Origin of the sequence: Pectobacterium sp. 1950-15 (assembly GCF_037136835.1) — a bacterium.
In the GTDB taxonomy this organism is placed as follows: domain Bacteria; phylum Pseudomonadota; class Gammaproteobacteria; order Enterobacterales; family Enterobacteriaceae; genus Pectobacterium.
Genome location: NZ_JBBBQR010000007.1, coordinates 206,181 through 220,000 on the forward strand (window position 1 = coordinate 206,181; position 13,820 = coordinate 220,000).

Sequence of the window (13,820 nt, forward strand, 5' to 3'; positions counted from 1 at the left end):
TCATCCCTGAGATTCACCCTTTCAGGGTCGTCGCAAGCGACGTTCAAAAACGTTCCTGACGTTTTTGTCCCTGGCGAAAACGCTTTACTCTTCTATCCCATTCCCCCGTTTCCGTTCCTCGGATCGCTTTTCTTGCGTCTGGGATAGAGCCCATAAAAAAGCGCCAGGTGGTGAATACCAACTGGCGCTATCTCATCCACATCCTTGTGTTATGGCATTACGTTTTATTCACGACGCCGTTTCCTGCATCGTAAAAGTCAGACTTACGCGACTTTCGCCAGTTGTTCATCAGAGCGTTTCAGCAGCGCATACAGCACGCCAGCCACAGCGGTTCCCGCAATGATCGCTAACAGGTAGCCGATAACCGGGGTAATCGCACCTGGAATCAGCAGTACGAACAGACCACCGTGTGGTGCCATCAGCTTAGCGCCTACCGCCATCGACAACGCACCGGTCAGTGCACCACCGATAATACAGCAAGGCAGAACGCGCATTGGATCACGCGCGGCGTAAGGAATCGCCCCTTCGGAAATAAAGCACAGGCCCAGTACAAACGCCGCTTTACCCCCTTCACGCTCGGTTGGGTTGAATTTCTTACTTGCCAGCACAGTCGCCAGACCCATTGCCAGCGGTGGCACCATACCTGCTGCCATCACCGCCGCCATTGGCGCATAAATCTGACTACTGAGTAAGGTTGTACCGAAGACGTAAGCCACCTTATTAACCGGGCCGCCCATATCCGTACACATCATCGCACCCAGGATCGCACCCAGAATTACCGCATTTGCCGTGCCCATGGATTGCAGCCAGCCTGTCAGGCCAGTCAGGATTTTCGCCACCGGCGTACCGACGACATAAATCATGATAAGACCGGTGATCAGCGTCGCGAACAACGGAATAATCAGAATCGGTTTTAGCGCCGTCAGACTTTGCGGCAGAATCAGCTTATTGTTGATCGCTTTGGCAACATAACCGGCCAGGAAACCTGCGATGATCCCACCGAGGAAGCCCGCACCTGTACTCACCGCTAACATCCCGCCAACCAGACCCGGCGTTAAGCCCGGACGATCCGCAATGGAGAAAGCAATATAGCCCGCCAGCACTGGCACCATCAGCGCGAAGGCAGAACCGCCACCGATCTTCATCAGTGCCGCAGCCAACGTACCTTCTTGTTTAAAGGCTTCAATACCAAAGACAAACGACAGGGCGATACACAGACCGCCCGCCACCACCATCGGCAGCATGTAGGATACGCCGGTCAGCAGGTGACGATACGGGCCAGCCCCGCCTTTCTGAGCAGATTCGCTCGCGCTGGACGCACTGGCTTGTCCAGACGGCTGATACACTTTCGCTTCAGCCTGCGCTTTATCTAACTCCTGCGCCGTCTTCTTCAGTGCCAGCCCTGTGGAAGTGCGATACATCTTCTTACCAGCAAACTTCGCCAGATCGACTTCAATATCCGCAGCAACGATCACCAGATCGGCCTGCTCCACTTCTTCCGGGGTAATCGCATTGCCCGCACCAACGGAGCCACGCGTTTCCACTTTAACCCACCAGCCGCGTTTTTTCGCTTCGCTTTCAATCGCTTCTGCGGCCATAAACGTGTGCGCGACGCCAGTCGGACACGCCGTTACGGCAACAATGCGCTTGGCAGTGGTAGGTTGCTGAACGGAAGCTGACGCGACGGCCTGATACGTCGTTGCTTCAGCCTGTGCCTTCGCCAAAAAGACTTCCGGCTGCGAAACAGCCAGCTCAATGTCACCGACATAAACCTGCTTGCCATTCAGTGCGCTGTCCGCCGCAGCGGATGCGCCCAGAACGATTGCCAGTTCAGCGTCGTTAGCCTGTTCTGTAAACGTCACCCCTGCTTTCGCAGCGGCAGCGCCGAGTAGGTTCTTCACCAGTTGGCTTCTCGCCAGGCCCAGTGATTTATCCAAAATCAGCAGCGTTTTCATTGTTTATCTCCTGCTGTATCAGTTAAAGGGTTTCAGGTCGACACGCGCCATCATCGCGGCCAACTGAGGACGATCGGTAATACCAACATTACTTTGGCTCACAGCCAGTGCTGAAACGGCCGTCGCCAAACGCAGAGTGTGCTCACTGGACTCACGCATTAATAAGCCATAAATCAACCCCCCAACCATGGAGTCGCCCGCACCTACCGTACTTACCACATCACAAGCTGGTGGTTTCGCCAGCCACGCGCCGGATGCATTCACCCACAGTGCGCCTTCCGCGCCCAGTGAGATCACAACATGCGCGATACCCTGTTCACGCAGCGCGTGGGCAGCGTCCACCACATCAGCCAGCGTAGGTAATTTACGCCCAGCCCATATTTCCAGCTCCCGGCGGTTCGGTTTTACCAACCAGGGAGAGGCTTTCAGTCCCGCCACCAGCGCTTCACGGCTGCTGTCGAAAATAATACAAGGACACTGCGTACGCAGACGAGACATCCAGTCAGTAAACGCATCAGGATCGACGCCAGCAGGCAGACTGCCGCTAACCGCAACCATATCGAATTGCCCCAGCCAGCTCAGCGAATCATTGACGAAACGCTGCCAGTCTTGCTGTGTCACTTCAAAACCGGAAAAGTTGAAGTCAGTTACGTCGCCATCTTTTTCGGTTAATTTGACGTTAATGCGCGTACGTCCTGGAACAACCTGGAAACGGTTAGCAATGCCCAGTTCGCTGAACAGTTGCTGAAAACCATCCTGATTGTCTTTGCCCAGAAAGCCACCTACCGTGACATCAATCCCGAGATCTTTCAGCACCTTGGCAACGTTAATGCCTTTGCCTGCGGCGTGCAGACCCGCTGTCTGAACCAGATTGACTTCGCCTTTCTCAACTTCCGGGCAATAGCCAACCAGGTCATAAGCTGGATTCAGGGTGATTGTGGCTACTCTCCTGCTCATGCTGCCCCCTCGCCCAAACCGGACGTAATCGCGTCGCCAATAGCAGCCAGTGCTTGTTCTGCATCGCTACCGCTGGCGGTGAAGCGCAGTTTGTGACCTTTTTTCACGCCCAGCGCGACGACTTTCATCAGGCTGCGGCCATTTGCCGGTTTGCCTGTGCCATCCAGATTAGTCACCGTAATCTCACTGGTGAACTGTTTGATCACATTCACCAGCATGGTGCCCGGACGCGCGTGCAGGCCGTGTTCGTTACGAATGGTAAATTCTGCCGTCAGCACTTCACTTTCTTCCGGTACATCGCTGGTCAAGAGAGCCAGCAGCGTCGGTGCGTCAGCCGTCAGCAAACGTTCTGCTTTTTGTGCAATCAGCAGGTTACTCAGGTAATCGATCGGCGCAAAAGCCTGATCGTCAGCCGCAGCTACCGTGACCAATAACGCCACGTTTTCACCGTCAACGCTGAAAGGCGTCGCTGGACGAGCGACTGCTGCCGCGCTGCTGAGGTTACCGACAGCGCTATCGCTGAACCATACACCTTGTCCCAGATTCAGCGGCTTGTTACTGACAGCGGTGCTGACGAAGCTGGCGTCTGCTGCACCGACCTGCTGAAGACGACCGGCATTCAGCGCCTGAAGTGTCAGCAGGTTATCGGTCGCCACATCCAGCGCAATCAGCGAGGTGTCAAAGCGGAATTCTGCCAGCTGTTGCTCGCCCATCAGCAGGCTACGCAGTTCCTCTGCTGATGTGGTGCTTGCCAAACGTGCTGCTACGCGATCGTCACTCAGGACGTGAGTCAGCTGACGCAGCAGCGCAAGGTGTTCATCAGAGCGTGCTGCAATCCCCAACACCACGTAGGCGGTTTGATCTTCACCCCAGGCGATACCCTGAGGAAATTGAAATACTTGAACCCCGGTCTTCAATACCAGATCGCGGGTATCGGTGGTGCCGTGAGGGATAGCAATGCCGCTTCCCAAATAGGTGGATGTTTGCTGTTCGCGCTGGAGCATGCCGTCGACATACCCTGCGTTAACGCACCCGGCATCGGTCAGTGCTGAAGCAACAAGCTGGATAGCTTCCTGCTTATTACTGGCCGCTGCGCCCAAATGAATATCTTGCTGTGACAACTGGAACATGGCTCTCCTCTCTTGCTGAAAGTTGAATCGTTTCAGCTTTTATGAGAAAAAAATGTGTCGATTGTTAGGGCGTTTCAAAAAAAATTCCGCTGAAACGTTTCAAAAGTCTCATTCTATTACGGCATTTATGCAAGCTTTCTACGCTGCTGACGTAACAGAATTTTGACATCACGCACATTTTAACGTGGATGATGCGCTGCCCGCCAACAAAAATCCGCAAAAGGCTGAAGCCGTGCTGACGAAAAATAATGAAACAAGATTTCTGTTTCATTATAAACCCGAGTAGACTGTCGCGCTCGACAGCCTCTGCCTATTTTCCAAGCGCTATCAATTTATGTTCACTCCAGCAAACACAACACGACGCCCGCTTGACCTGACATCGTCAGCATTCCTGGTTATTGCCTTTCTGACCGGTACGGCCGGTGCCCTGCAACTTCCTACGCTCAGCCTCTTCCTTTCCAGCGAAGTGCAGGCTCGTCCTTTCCTCGTGGGGATGTTTTATACCGGCAGTGCGGTTATCGGCATTATCGTCAGCCAAATGCTGGCCACGCGCTCGGACCGTCAGGGCGATCGCAAATCGCTGATCTTCGTCTGCTGCCTGCTGGGCGCACTAGCCTGCATGCTGTTTGCCTGGAATCGTAACTACTTTATTCTGCTTTTTATCGGCGTTCTGCTGAGCAGCTTTGGCTCAACCGCAAACCCGCAGCTCTTTGCGCTGGCGCGGGAGCACGCAGACAAAACCGGTCGAGAAGCGGCGATGTTCAGCTCCATCCTCCGCGCCCAGATTTCTCTCGCCTGGGTTGTTGGCCCCCCTATCGCTTTTGCACTGGCGCTGGGCTTCGGCTTCACGACGATGTATCTGACCGCTGCGGCTGTCTTTATTCTGTGCGGTATTCTGGTCAAACTCTTCCTGCCTTCCATGCCCAAAGCCGTGGAAAAGACCACCTCTACGCTGGAATCGCCACGTCGCAATCGCCGGGACACGCTCTTGCTGTTCGTTGCCTGTACCTTAATGTGGACCTGCAACGGCATTTACCTCATTAATATGCCGCTGTATCTGGTGCATGAACTGCATCTGCCGGAGAAGCTGGCGGGGATCATGATGGGTGTGGCTGCCGGGCTGGAAATTCCAGTCATGCTGATTGCCGGTTACGTCGCTAAACGCTTCGGGAAACGTTTCCTGATGCGGCTTGCCGTGGCCTCCGGGCTGCTGTTTTTCGGCGGTTTGCTGGTTCTCGACGGGGAAATAGCCCTGCTGGTGTTACAAGTGCTGAATGCCATTTTCATTGGTATTCTGGCCGGAATCGGCATGCTTTATTTCCAGGATTTGATGCCTGGGCAAGCGGGTGCCGCCACCACGCTGTTCACCAATACTACGCGCGTTGGCTGGATCATCTCTGGTTCACTGGCTGGGATCGTTGCTGAAATCTGGAACTATCACGCGGTCTTCTTCTTCGCGCTGCTGATGATTGTCGGTTCCATCTATTGTATGTGGCGTATCAAGGACGCCTGATCGTCGTACGTTAAGGCGCCGTGTCAGCTTCCAGTTTAAGCAGGTAAACCATCGCCTCGTCCCGATGGCTGAAACACATATCTGCGCGGGGCTGTAGCCCAGCACAAACGGCGGGCCGCAGCGGTGAATGAAATAATCCGCAGCGCATCGCGTCATCAAGATGAATACAGGGCGTATTAGCGGGCTTGCCATGCGGCAACCCCGGCATAGGGGTTGAAATCGATGGCGCGGTACAACAGGCACCGCAATGGGAGCGACAGTCCATCAGCAAACTCTCCGGTGGGCTGACAAAAGATAGAGAGCGCCACGATAGCAGTCTCGTCGTCAAAAACCAATATCAGCTCCCTTCATCTTATACTCTAAATAATTCGAATTTCAGGCAGGCGGCAAGCGAAGGAATCCCGATGAGCTTACACAAGTAAGTGATTCGGGTGAGTGAACGCAGCCAACGTACATGAAATTTGAAGGATGACGAGTATCACTTGCCTGAACTCTTCGGCGCGAGTAACGTGTCGCCACAAAAATCACACTCCTTATAGCAGGTAATTTTTATGGCAAGAGCGAACGAGATTAAACGTGGTATGGTCGTTAACTATAACGACAAGTTATTGCTGGTAAAGGATATCGATGTCCAAAGCCCCAGCGCCCGTGGTGCCAGCACGCTATACAAGATGCGTTTTTCTGACGTACGTACCGGGCTGAAAGTGGAAGAACGTTTTAAAGGCGATGATATTCTCGACACCATCACGCTGACACGCCGCACGGTCACCTTCTCTTATATCGATGGCGACGAATACGTCTTTATGGATGATGAGGATTACACCCCTTACCTCTTCAAAAAAGATCAAATAGAAGAAGAGCTGCTGTTTATCCCTGAAGGCGGCATGCCGGGAATTCAGGTATTGAGCTGGGACGGCCAGATCATCGCGCTGGAACTGCCACAAACGGTAGACCTGGAAATCATTGATACGGCACCGGGCATTAAAGGCGCCTCCGCCAGTGCGCGCAACAAACCGGCCACCATGAGCACAGGGCTGACCATTCCGGTGCCAGAATATCTGAGCGCGGGTGAAAAAATCCGTATTCACATTCCAGAACGCCGCTATATGGGTCGCGCAGACTAACATTCTACATTGTGCTTCCCGCACAATACTTGTCGCCGGATGATCTATCCGGCACACGTCAAACCTCCCCCGCATAGGAGCCTGCCATGCTAACGAAAGTCAATTTGATCACAGGGTTTCTCGGTAGTGGAAAAACCACCACGATTCGTCATCTGCTGTCGCAAAAGCCTGAAGGCGAAGTCTGGGCGGTCCTGGTCAATGAATTCGGCGAAGTGGGTATTGACGGTGCGCTACTGGCAGACAGCGGCGCGGTGTTGAAAGAGATTCCCGGCGGCTGTATGTGCTGCGTGAACGGTCTACCTATGCAGGTTGGCCTGAATATGCTGCTGCAACAGAAGAAACCCCACCGTCTACTCATCGAACCTACGGGGCTCGGCCACCCGAAACAAATTCTCTCCTTGCTGACAAGTGATATCTATCAGCCCTGGCTGATATTACAGGCGACGCTGTGTCTGCTGGATGCTCGCCAGTTAAGTGAAAGGCGCTACACGGAAAATGAGAACTTCCGCGATCAGCTTGCCGCCGCGGATATGATTATCGCTAACAAGCGTGATACTTATACCGCCGACGATCTCGCGGCCTTGCAGCAGTGGCAGCAGGCAAGCGGCGATGGTCGACAAATTATCGAGGCTAGTCAGGGAAATATTGACTGGCAGTTGCTCGACCAACCGCGCCCCCCTTCATCGCAAGAACGTATACGCGAACTTCCAGATGGTGCACATCACCATGCGCATCAGCCAAAAAATGGCCTAGCCGCGCTGCAATTACCGGGTGGGCAATCCTGGCGACGTTCGCTCAATCAGGGACAGGGCTACCACGCCTGTGGCTGGATATTCGCACCTGAAACCGTTTTTGATACCGCTGCGCTGCTGGACTGGGTTCGTCTTTCTCCCGTGAGTCGGGTTAAAGGGGTGATGCGTATAAAGGAAGGGACGCTGGTCGTGAACCGTCAGGGACACGATCTGCATATAGAAACCCGATCAACGGCACCGATTGATAGCCGTATCGAAATCATCAATGAAACACCGGCAGAATGGAATACGTTACAAGCCTCGCTGTTAAAGGCTCGTTTAACTAACGTGGATTAAACTAGAGTTTTTTCGTCTTTATTTGGATGCTTTACCTTATGTCTTTTGCTCGTCTTTCTTCTATTTTAGCGCTCAATGTCTTGGGCATGGGTCTGTTTTTATCCTGGTATCTGCTGGAAAATCATGGTTTTTGGCTCACGCTCGACAGCCATATCTTTTTCTATTTCAACCGTCTCTTAGTCGATAGTCCGGCGTTTTTACATCTGGTTGCCATTACTAACAATCGCGCCTTTGACGGCTGTGCGCTCATTGCGATGGGCCTGCTGTATCTGTCGTTTTATCTGAAAGCCACGCCCGCAGAACGCCGCCGTTTATTAATCATCGGATTTGTCATGCTGCTCACTGCGGTGGCGCTGAATCAGGCAGGACATTTATTACCTGTGCAACACGCCAGCCCGACGCTCTATTTTAGCGACGTCAACCGCGTTTCAGACTTAACCGGTATTCCGACCAAAGATGCTTCATCCGACAGCTTCCCTGGCGACCACGGCATGATGCTGATGATCTTTGCCGCTTTTATGCTGCGCTATTTCACCCGTACCGCTTTCGCCATCGGTCTGGTCATCATGGTGATTTTTTCATTACCTCGAATCATGATTGGCGCACATTGGTTTACCGATATTGCAGTCGGTTCGCTCTCAGTGGTTCTGGTTGGCCTGAGCTGGTGGCTATTGACGCCAGCAAGCGATGCCGCTATTGCCCTGTTAAACCGGCGATTACCTAAAAAATCGACAGTATAAATCCCTATGATTTCAGATTTTTTACATCGACATTTTTTAGCTGAACACATCATTAAATCTTATAAATAAAATAGTTAAAACTTCTCGCAATCCTGCTGCTGTTGCGGTAGTCTCGTTCAAGTTTGCTTTTTAGCGCATACTGAACTAACAGCGGCAAGAGAAATAATGTGCATTCCGACACATTTTCGCCGATGAGTGTTTGGCTAAGAAGAAACTCTGTTTTAGTCTGAGTCTCGTTTTCGTTTGGCATTTATGCCCCAGTGAAATGGGGATACTACATAGCGATATTTATCGTTAAGGACAGCAAGGGAACATAACAATAATGGTCAAGTCTCAACCGATTCTGAGATATATCTGGCGGGCAGTGCCTGCCGTCGCGGTAGCAATGATGCTCTCCGCATGTGGAAGTAACAGTGCATACAACCATAAAGCTCAAACTGATATGCATGCAGTTAATGATAAAGATGGTCTTTTACTGCAAGCCTCTCAGGATGAATTTGAAGCATTAGTGCGTAACGTGGACATTAAGTCCAAATTACTCAACCAATATGCCAGCTGGAAAGGTGTTCGTTACCGCTTAGGTGGTGATAGTCGCCGTGGCATTGATTGCTCAGCTTTCGTTCAGCGCACATTCCGCGAACAGTTTGGTATGGATTTACCGCGTTCAACCTATGAACAGCAAGAGATGGGCCAGAAAATTCAGCGCAACAAACTGCGCGTTGGCGATCTTGTTCTGTTCCGTGCGGGTTCAACCGGACGCCACGTTGGTATTTACCTCGGCAACGATCAGTTCGTCCACGCGTCAACCAGCAGCGGCGTCATTATTTCTAAAATGACGGAAGACTACTGGGATAAGCGTTATCAAGAAGGACGCCGTGTTCTGAGTAAAGGAACAACGACCAGCTAATCAATATCCGCTCCCTTGCTGTGATATTGCTTTGCTAGTAGAAGAACCTTGCTGTTAGCCAACGAAACGAGACGACATCAACGCCGCTTATAACAAGCGGCGTTTTTTATGATGGACAAAGATGTCCATCACCCTACGGGCCGTTGCTACGCAACGTTAAAAATTTCTCCCAGAAATTTTTTATGCCTGCTTTTCACCCGAATCCTACCGCACATCCCCCCCTCTTCTGCGGTGCACCGCGCAAAATATGACTAACTGAACAACCTGAAACATTAACAGGCCGTGATTAAGGTAGGTTTATCACCTGATTTCATGATAAAAAGAAAACACGCAGCTTCCCGATGGGAATGTTAATTATTTCAAGAACTTTATGCCGAGGAAATCGGCATTGTTGACGTTACGGTATGGCACGTCTGCATCAGACGCTCCCCAACCGGATAACGCCCGCTCGCAGGAGATTACCGTCAGATGTTAAAACGCGTTATCGCTGCCGTATTGCTTTGCACGACCCATTTTGGGCTGCATGCCGAAACGATTGAAAACAGCGCCAGCTTTGCCCTTTTGGGCGAGCCCAAATATGCCGGAAATTTCAGTCATTTTGATTACGTCAATCCTGATGCGCCCAAAGGCGGCAGCATCACCCTCAGCGCACTGGGGACCTTTGACAACTTCAACCGTTACGCGCTACGTGGCGTGGCGGCTGCACGAACTGAACGGCTCTATGATTCGCTCTTTGTTTCTTCCGATGACGAGCCCGGTAGTTATTACCCACTGGTTGCCCTGACAACACGCCATTCAGCGGATTTCCGCTGGATTGAAATCGAAATGAATCCCAACGCCCGCTTTCATGACGGGTCACCGATTACCGCCGCCGACGTCGCGTTCACCTACAATATGTTCATGACGCAGGGCGTGCCGCAGTTCCGCATCTATTTTAAAGATGTCACCGCCAAGGTCGTTGCACCGCTAACTGTACGTTTCGATTTTCCTGTCTCCGACAAAAACCGCATGTTCAGCCTGATGACACTCCCCATCATGCCGGAGAAATTCTGGAAGAATCATAAATTCAACGAACCGCTAGCGTATCCGCCACCGGCCAGTGGGCCTTACCGCATCACCGCCTACCGTACCGGACAATATGTCACCTATTCTCGCGTGAAAGACTATTGGGGTGCCGATCTGCCGGTCAATAAAGGCCAATACAATTTCGATAAAATTCGCTACGACTACTATATGGATGACAGTGTCGCGCTGGAGGCGTTTAAAGCCGGCGCTTTCGACCTGCGTGAGGAAGGTTCACCAAAAAACTGGGCGACCCAATATCAGGGCGGCAACTTTGCACGCGGCTATATCATCAAACAAGATCAGATCAATCAATCCGCCCAGTCTACGCGCTGGCTGGTATTCAATACCCAGCGCCCACTCTTTCAGGATCGACGCGTGCGTCAGGCGCTAGCGCTGGCCTTTGACTTTAACTGGATGAACAAGGCGCTGTATTACAACGCCTATCAGCGTACCAACAGCTATTTCCAAAACACCGAGTATGCCGCTAAAGGCGAACCCAGCGCAGAAGAATTGGCTTGGCTGACGCCGCTGAAAGACAAGATACCCGCCGAGGTCTTTGGCCCCAGCTATCAACCGCCCTCTTCCGACGGCAGCGGCTATGATCGACAAAACTGGCTTAAGGCACTCAAACTGTTGGAAGAAGCCGGTTGGGAATTGAAAGATCAAAAGCTGGTCAATAGCAAAACCGGACAGCCATTTACGTTTGAACTGCTGTTGCCAAGCGCCGGTAACTCACAGTATGTCCTGCCTTTTCAACAGAGCCTGAAAAAACTCGGTATCACCATGAACGTGCGTAACATCGACAGCACCCAGTTCAACAGCCGCCTGCGCAAGCGCGATTTAGATATGACGGCAACGGTGTACCCTGCGTTCATCTACCCCGATGACAGTCTGCAAATGCGCTGGAGCTCGCAGTATATCGACTCAACCTACAATACTTCCGGCGTCAGCGATCCCGCGATTGATTCGCTCATCGCGGAAATCGTTAAGCATCAGGGGCAGAAAGTCCCGTTGTTGTCATTAGGCCGCGCGCTGGACAGGGTACTGACCTGGAATCAGTTTATGATTCCGATGTGGTATTCCAATCATGACCGTTTCGCCTATTGGAACAAGTTCGCCATGCCCGCTGTACGCCCTGCCTATTCGCTTGGTTTTGATGGCTGGTGGTTCGATACCCAACAGGCAGCCACGCTGCCTGCAGAGCGACGTTAAGGAATAAAAATGGGAACGTATCTGTTACGCCGCCTCTTGCTGGTTATTCCAACCCTGTGGGCAATCATCACGATTAATTTCTTCATTGTACAAATTGCCCCCGGCGGCCCGGTGGATCAGGCCATTGCGGCAATTGAAATGGGGCACGGTAGCGGTTATACCGCCAATAGCGGAATGGATGCCGGTATGGCACGAGCGGGCACCAGCGGCGCACCGAATATTGAGAACGCTTACCGCGGTTCACGCGGCCTCGACCCGGAAGTCATCGAAGAAATCACCAAGCGTTATGGCTTCGATAAACCAATCCATGAACGCTACTTTAAATTGCTGTGGGATTATGTCCGCTTTGACTTCGGCGACAGCCTGTTCCGCGGTTCTTCGGTGATGCAATTAATTAAAGAAAGCATGCCAGTTTCCATCACGCTGGGGCTGTGGAGTACGCTGATCGTCTACCTGATATCCATTCCTCTGGGTATCAAGAAAGCCGTGAAGAATGGCACGCCGTTCGATACCTGGAGCAGCACGTTAATCATTATCGGGTATGCCATTCCAGCGTTTTTGTTTGCGATCATTTTGATTGTGCTGTTCGCCGGCGGCAGTTACCTGGACTGGTTCCCGCTTCGAGGGCTGGTTTCCAGCAATTTTGATACCCTGCCGTGGTACAGCAAGATTACCGACTACTTGTGGCATATCGCCCTACCGGTTCTGGCTTCCGTCATTGGCGGTTTCGCCACGCTAACGATGCTCACCAAGAACTCGTTTATGGATGAGATTCGTAAGCAGTACGTTGTTACCGCGCGCGCTAAAGGGCTGGATGAAAAGAGCATTCTCTACCGCCACGTATTCCGTAATGCCATGTTGCTGGTGATTGCCGGCTTCCCCGCCACGTTTATCAGTATGTTTTTTACCGGATCGCTACTGATTGAGGTGATGTTCTCGCTCAACGGGCTGGGCCTGTTGGGCTATGACGCCACGCTGCAACGTGACTATCCTGTTATGTTCGGCACGCTGTATATCTTCACGTTGATCGGCTTACTGCTGAACATCGTCAGCGACATGACTTATACGCTGGTGGATCCGCGTATCGATTTTGAGGGACGCCAATGAGCCGCTTAAGCCCGATTAATCAGGCGCGCTGGGCGCGTTTTAAAAGTAATCGCCGTGGTTACTGGTCGCTGTGGATTTTCATGGTGCTGTTTATCGTCAGCCTGTTTTCCGAACTCATCGCCAATGATAAACCGCTGCTGGTGAAATATGACGGTCAGTTCTATACGCCAGTGCTCATTGACCACAGCGAGAGAACATTCGGCGGACAGTTGGATACCACCGCTGACTTCCGCGATCCTTATATCGCCGAGCGTATCAGCAGCCACGGCTGGGCTATCTGGCCGCTGATTCACTACAGCTACGACACCATCAACTATGCCACTACGGCATCCTTTCCGTCAGCGCCAGACTGGCAGAACTGGCTGGGCACGGACAGCCAGGGGAAAGATGTGGTTGCACAGGTGCTATATGGCTTCCGTATCTCACTGCTGTTCGGCCTGGCGCTCACAATCCTGTCCAGCGTGATTGGTATCGCCGTCGGAGCGACACAGGGCTATTACGGCGGGCGTCTCGACCTATGGGGCCAACGCTTCATCGAAGTCTGGTCCGGCATGCCGACATTATTTCTCATCATCCTGCTGTCCAGCGTGATTCAGCCAGATTTCTGGTGGCTATTAGCGATTACCGTCCTTTTCGGCTGGATGAGCCTGGTTGGCGTGGTGCGAGCAGAATTTCTGCGTACGCGAAATTTTGACTATATTCGCGCCGCACAGGCGATGGGCGTCAGCGACCGCGCGATTATGTTCCGCTGCATGCTGCCAAACGCGATGGTCGCCACGCTGACTTATCTGCCCTTCATTCTGTGCGGCTCGATTACCACGCTGACATCGCTGGACTTTCTCGGCTTTGGTCTGCCGATGGGCTCACCGTCATTAGGCACCTTATTGCTGGAAGGGAAAAATAACCTTCAGGCGCCGTGGCTGGGCATTACCGTGTTTATGGTACTTTCCATCGTGCTTTCCTTACTCATTTTTATTGGCGAAGCGGTGCGCGACGCCTTTGACCCTAGCAAGGCGCATTAA

The 13,820-nt window shown here is 52.4% G+C and carries 12 protein-coding genes; 8 read left to right on the forward strand and 4 right to left on the reverse strand.

Annotated elements, in window-relative coordinates:
- Positions 1 to 263: 263 nt before the first annotated feature.
- From fruA to fruB, 3 genes are read right to left on the reverse strand one after another with little or no spacing between them, the layout of a single operon-like run.
- Positions 264 to 1,955, reverse strand: coding sequence for a PTS fructose transporter subunit IIBC (fruA, locus tag WCT94_RS10530; protein ID WP_336869522.1), 1,692 nt, complete (start codon positions 1,953 to 1,955; stop codon positions 264 to 266).
- An 18-nt stretch (positions 1,956 to 1,973) separates the two neighbouring features.
- Complete coding sequence (gene fruK / locus WCT94_RS10535; protein WP_005967280.1) at positions 1,974 to 2,912, reverse strand: 1-phosphofructokinase; 939 nt, start codon at positions 2,910 to 2,912, stop codon at positions 1,974 to 1,976.
- Positions 2,909 to 4,042 (reverse strand): fused PTS fructose transporter subunit IIA/HPr protein, encoded by a 1,134-nt coding sequence (gene fruB / locus WCT94_RS10540; RefSeq protein WP_336869523.1) that lies wholly within the window; start codon positions 4,040 to 4,042, stop codon positions 2,909 to 2,911. Before fruB ends, fruK begins: the two co-directional genes overlap by 4 nt.
- A 334-nt stretch (positions 4,043 to 4,376) precedes the next feature.
- Here fruB and setB point away from each other — a divergent pair, with 334 nt between their 5' ends.
- Positions 4,377 to 5,555 (forward strand): sugar efflux transporter SetB, encoded by a 1,179-nt coding sequence (gene setB / locus WCT94_RS10545; protein WP_336869524.1) that lies wholly within the window; start codon positions 4,377 to 4,379, stop codon positions 5,553 to 5,555.
- Positions 5,556 to 5,565: 10 nt separating this feature from the next.
- On the opposite strand, the gene WCT94_RS10550 is transcribed toward setB, so the two are convergent.
- Positions 5,566 to 5,820, reverse strand: a complete 255-nt coding sequence (locus tag WCT94_RS10550) for a hypothetical protein (protein WP_015839911.1) — start codon at positions 5,818 to 5,820, stop codon at positions 5,566 to 5,568.
- 286 nt (positions 5,821 to 6,106) lie between these two features.
- On the opposite strand from WCT94_RS10550, the gene yeiP reads away from it, so the two are divergent.
- The 7 genes from yeiP (at position 6,107) to WCT94_RS10585 (ending at position 13,820) form a co-directional block, all read left to right on the forward strand.
- Entirely contained in the window at positions 6,107 to 6,679 is a 573-nt protein-coding gene (yeiP, locus tag WCT94_RS10555; RefSeq protein ID WP_263059394.1) for an elongation factor P-like protein YeiP, read from the forward strand.
- Between the two features lie 86 nt (positions 6,680 to 6,765).
- Positions 6,766 to 7,767: a CobW family GTP-binding protein gene (locus tag WCT94_RS10560; RefSeq protein WP_336869525.1), complete on the forward strand. Its 1,002-nt coding sequence runs from the start codon at positions 6,766 to 6,768 to the stop codon at positions 7,765 to 7,767.
- A 38-nt stretch (positions 7,768 to 7,805) separates the two neighbouring features.
- Positions 7,806 to 8,507 (forward strand): phosphatase PAP2 family protein, encoded by a 702-nt coding sequence (locus tag WCT94_RS10565; RefSeq protein WP_336869526.1) that lies wholly within the window; start codon positions 7,806 to 7,808, stop codon positions 8,505 to 8,507.
- Positions 8,508 to 8,829: 322 nt separating this feature from the next.
- Positions 8,830 to 9,414, forward strand: coding sequence for a bifunctional murein DD-endopeptidase/murein LD-carboxypeptidase (mepS, locus tag WCT94_RS10570; protein WP_336869527.1), 585 nt, complete (start codon positions 8,830 to 8,832; stop codon positions 9,412 to 9,414).
- 468 nt (positions 9,415 to 9,882) lie between these two features.
- The gene (locus WCT94_RS10575; protein ID WP_336869528.1) at positions 9,883 to 11,691 is read left to right on the forward strand and encodes an extracellular solute-binding protein; all 1,809 of its coding nucleotides are present in this window, start codon (positions 9,883 to 9,885) and stop codon (positions 11,689 to 11,691) included.
- Between the two features lie 9 nt (positions 11,692 to 11,700).
- Entirely contained in the window at positions 11,701 to 12,798 is a 1,098-nt protein-coding gene (locus WCT94_RS10580) for a microcin C ABC transporter permease YejB (RefSeq protein ID WP_180741318.1), read from the forward strand.
- Entirely contained in the window at positions 12,795 to 13,820 is a 1,026-nt protein-coding gene (locus WCT94_RS10585) for an ABC transporter permease (protein ID WP_319847401.1), read from the forward strand. Before WCT94_RS10580 ends, WCT94_RS10585 begins: the two co-directional genes overlap by 4 nt.

Excerpts from the sequence above, each read along its gene's own strand:
- WCT94_RS10565 (WP_336869526.1), top strand. The coding sequence starts at position 7,806 with ATGTCTTTTGCTCGTCTTTCTTCTATTTTAGCGCTCAATGTCTTGGGC.
- WCT94_RS10575 (WP_336869528.1), top strand. The coding sequence starts at position 9,883 with ATGTTAAAACGCGTTATCGCTGCCGTATTGCTTTGCACGACCCATTTT.
- WCT94_RS10585 (WP_319847401.1), top strand. The coding sequence starts at position 12,795 with ATGAGCCGCTTAAGCCCGATTAATCAGGCGCGCTGGGCGCGTTTTAAA.
- fruK (WP_005967280.1), bottom strand. The coding sequence starts at position 2,912 with ATGAGCAGGAGAGTAGCCACAATCACCCTGAATCCAGCTTATGACCTG.
- WCT94_RS10580 (WP_180741318.1), top strand. The coding sequence starts at position 11,701 with ATGGGAACGTATCTGTTACGCCGCCTCTTGCTGGTTATTCCAACCCTG.
- WCT94_RS10560 (WP_336869525.1), top strand. The coding sequence starts at position 6,766 with ATGCTAACGAAAGTCAATTTGATCACAGGGTTTCTCGGTAGTGGAAAA.
- WCT94_RS10550 (WP_015839911.1), bottom strand. The coding sequence starts at position 5,820 with ATGGACTGTCGCTCCCATTGCGGTGCCTGTTGTACCGCGCCATCGATT.
- mepS (WP_336869527.1), top strand. The coding sequence starts at position 8,830 with ATGGTCAAGTCTCAACCGATTCTGAGATATATCTGGCGGGCAGTGCCT.
- yeiP (WP_263059394.1), top strand. The coding sequence starts at position 6,107 with ATGGCAAGAGCGAACGAGATTAAACGTGGTATGGTCGTTAACTATAAC.
- fruB (WP_336869523.1), bottom strand. The coding sequence starts at position 4,042 with ATGTTCCAGTTGTCACAGCAAGATATTCATTTGGGCGCAGCGGCCAGT.
- fruA (WP_336869522.1), bottom strand. The coding sequence starts at position 1,955 with ATGAAAACGCTGCTGATTTTGGATAAATCACTGGGCCTGGCGAGAAGC.
- setB (WP_336869524.1), top strand. The coding sequence starts at position 4,377 with ATGTTCACTCCAGCAAACACAACACGACGCCCGCTTGACCTGACATCG.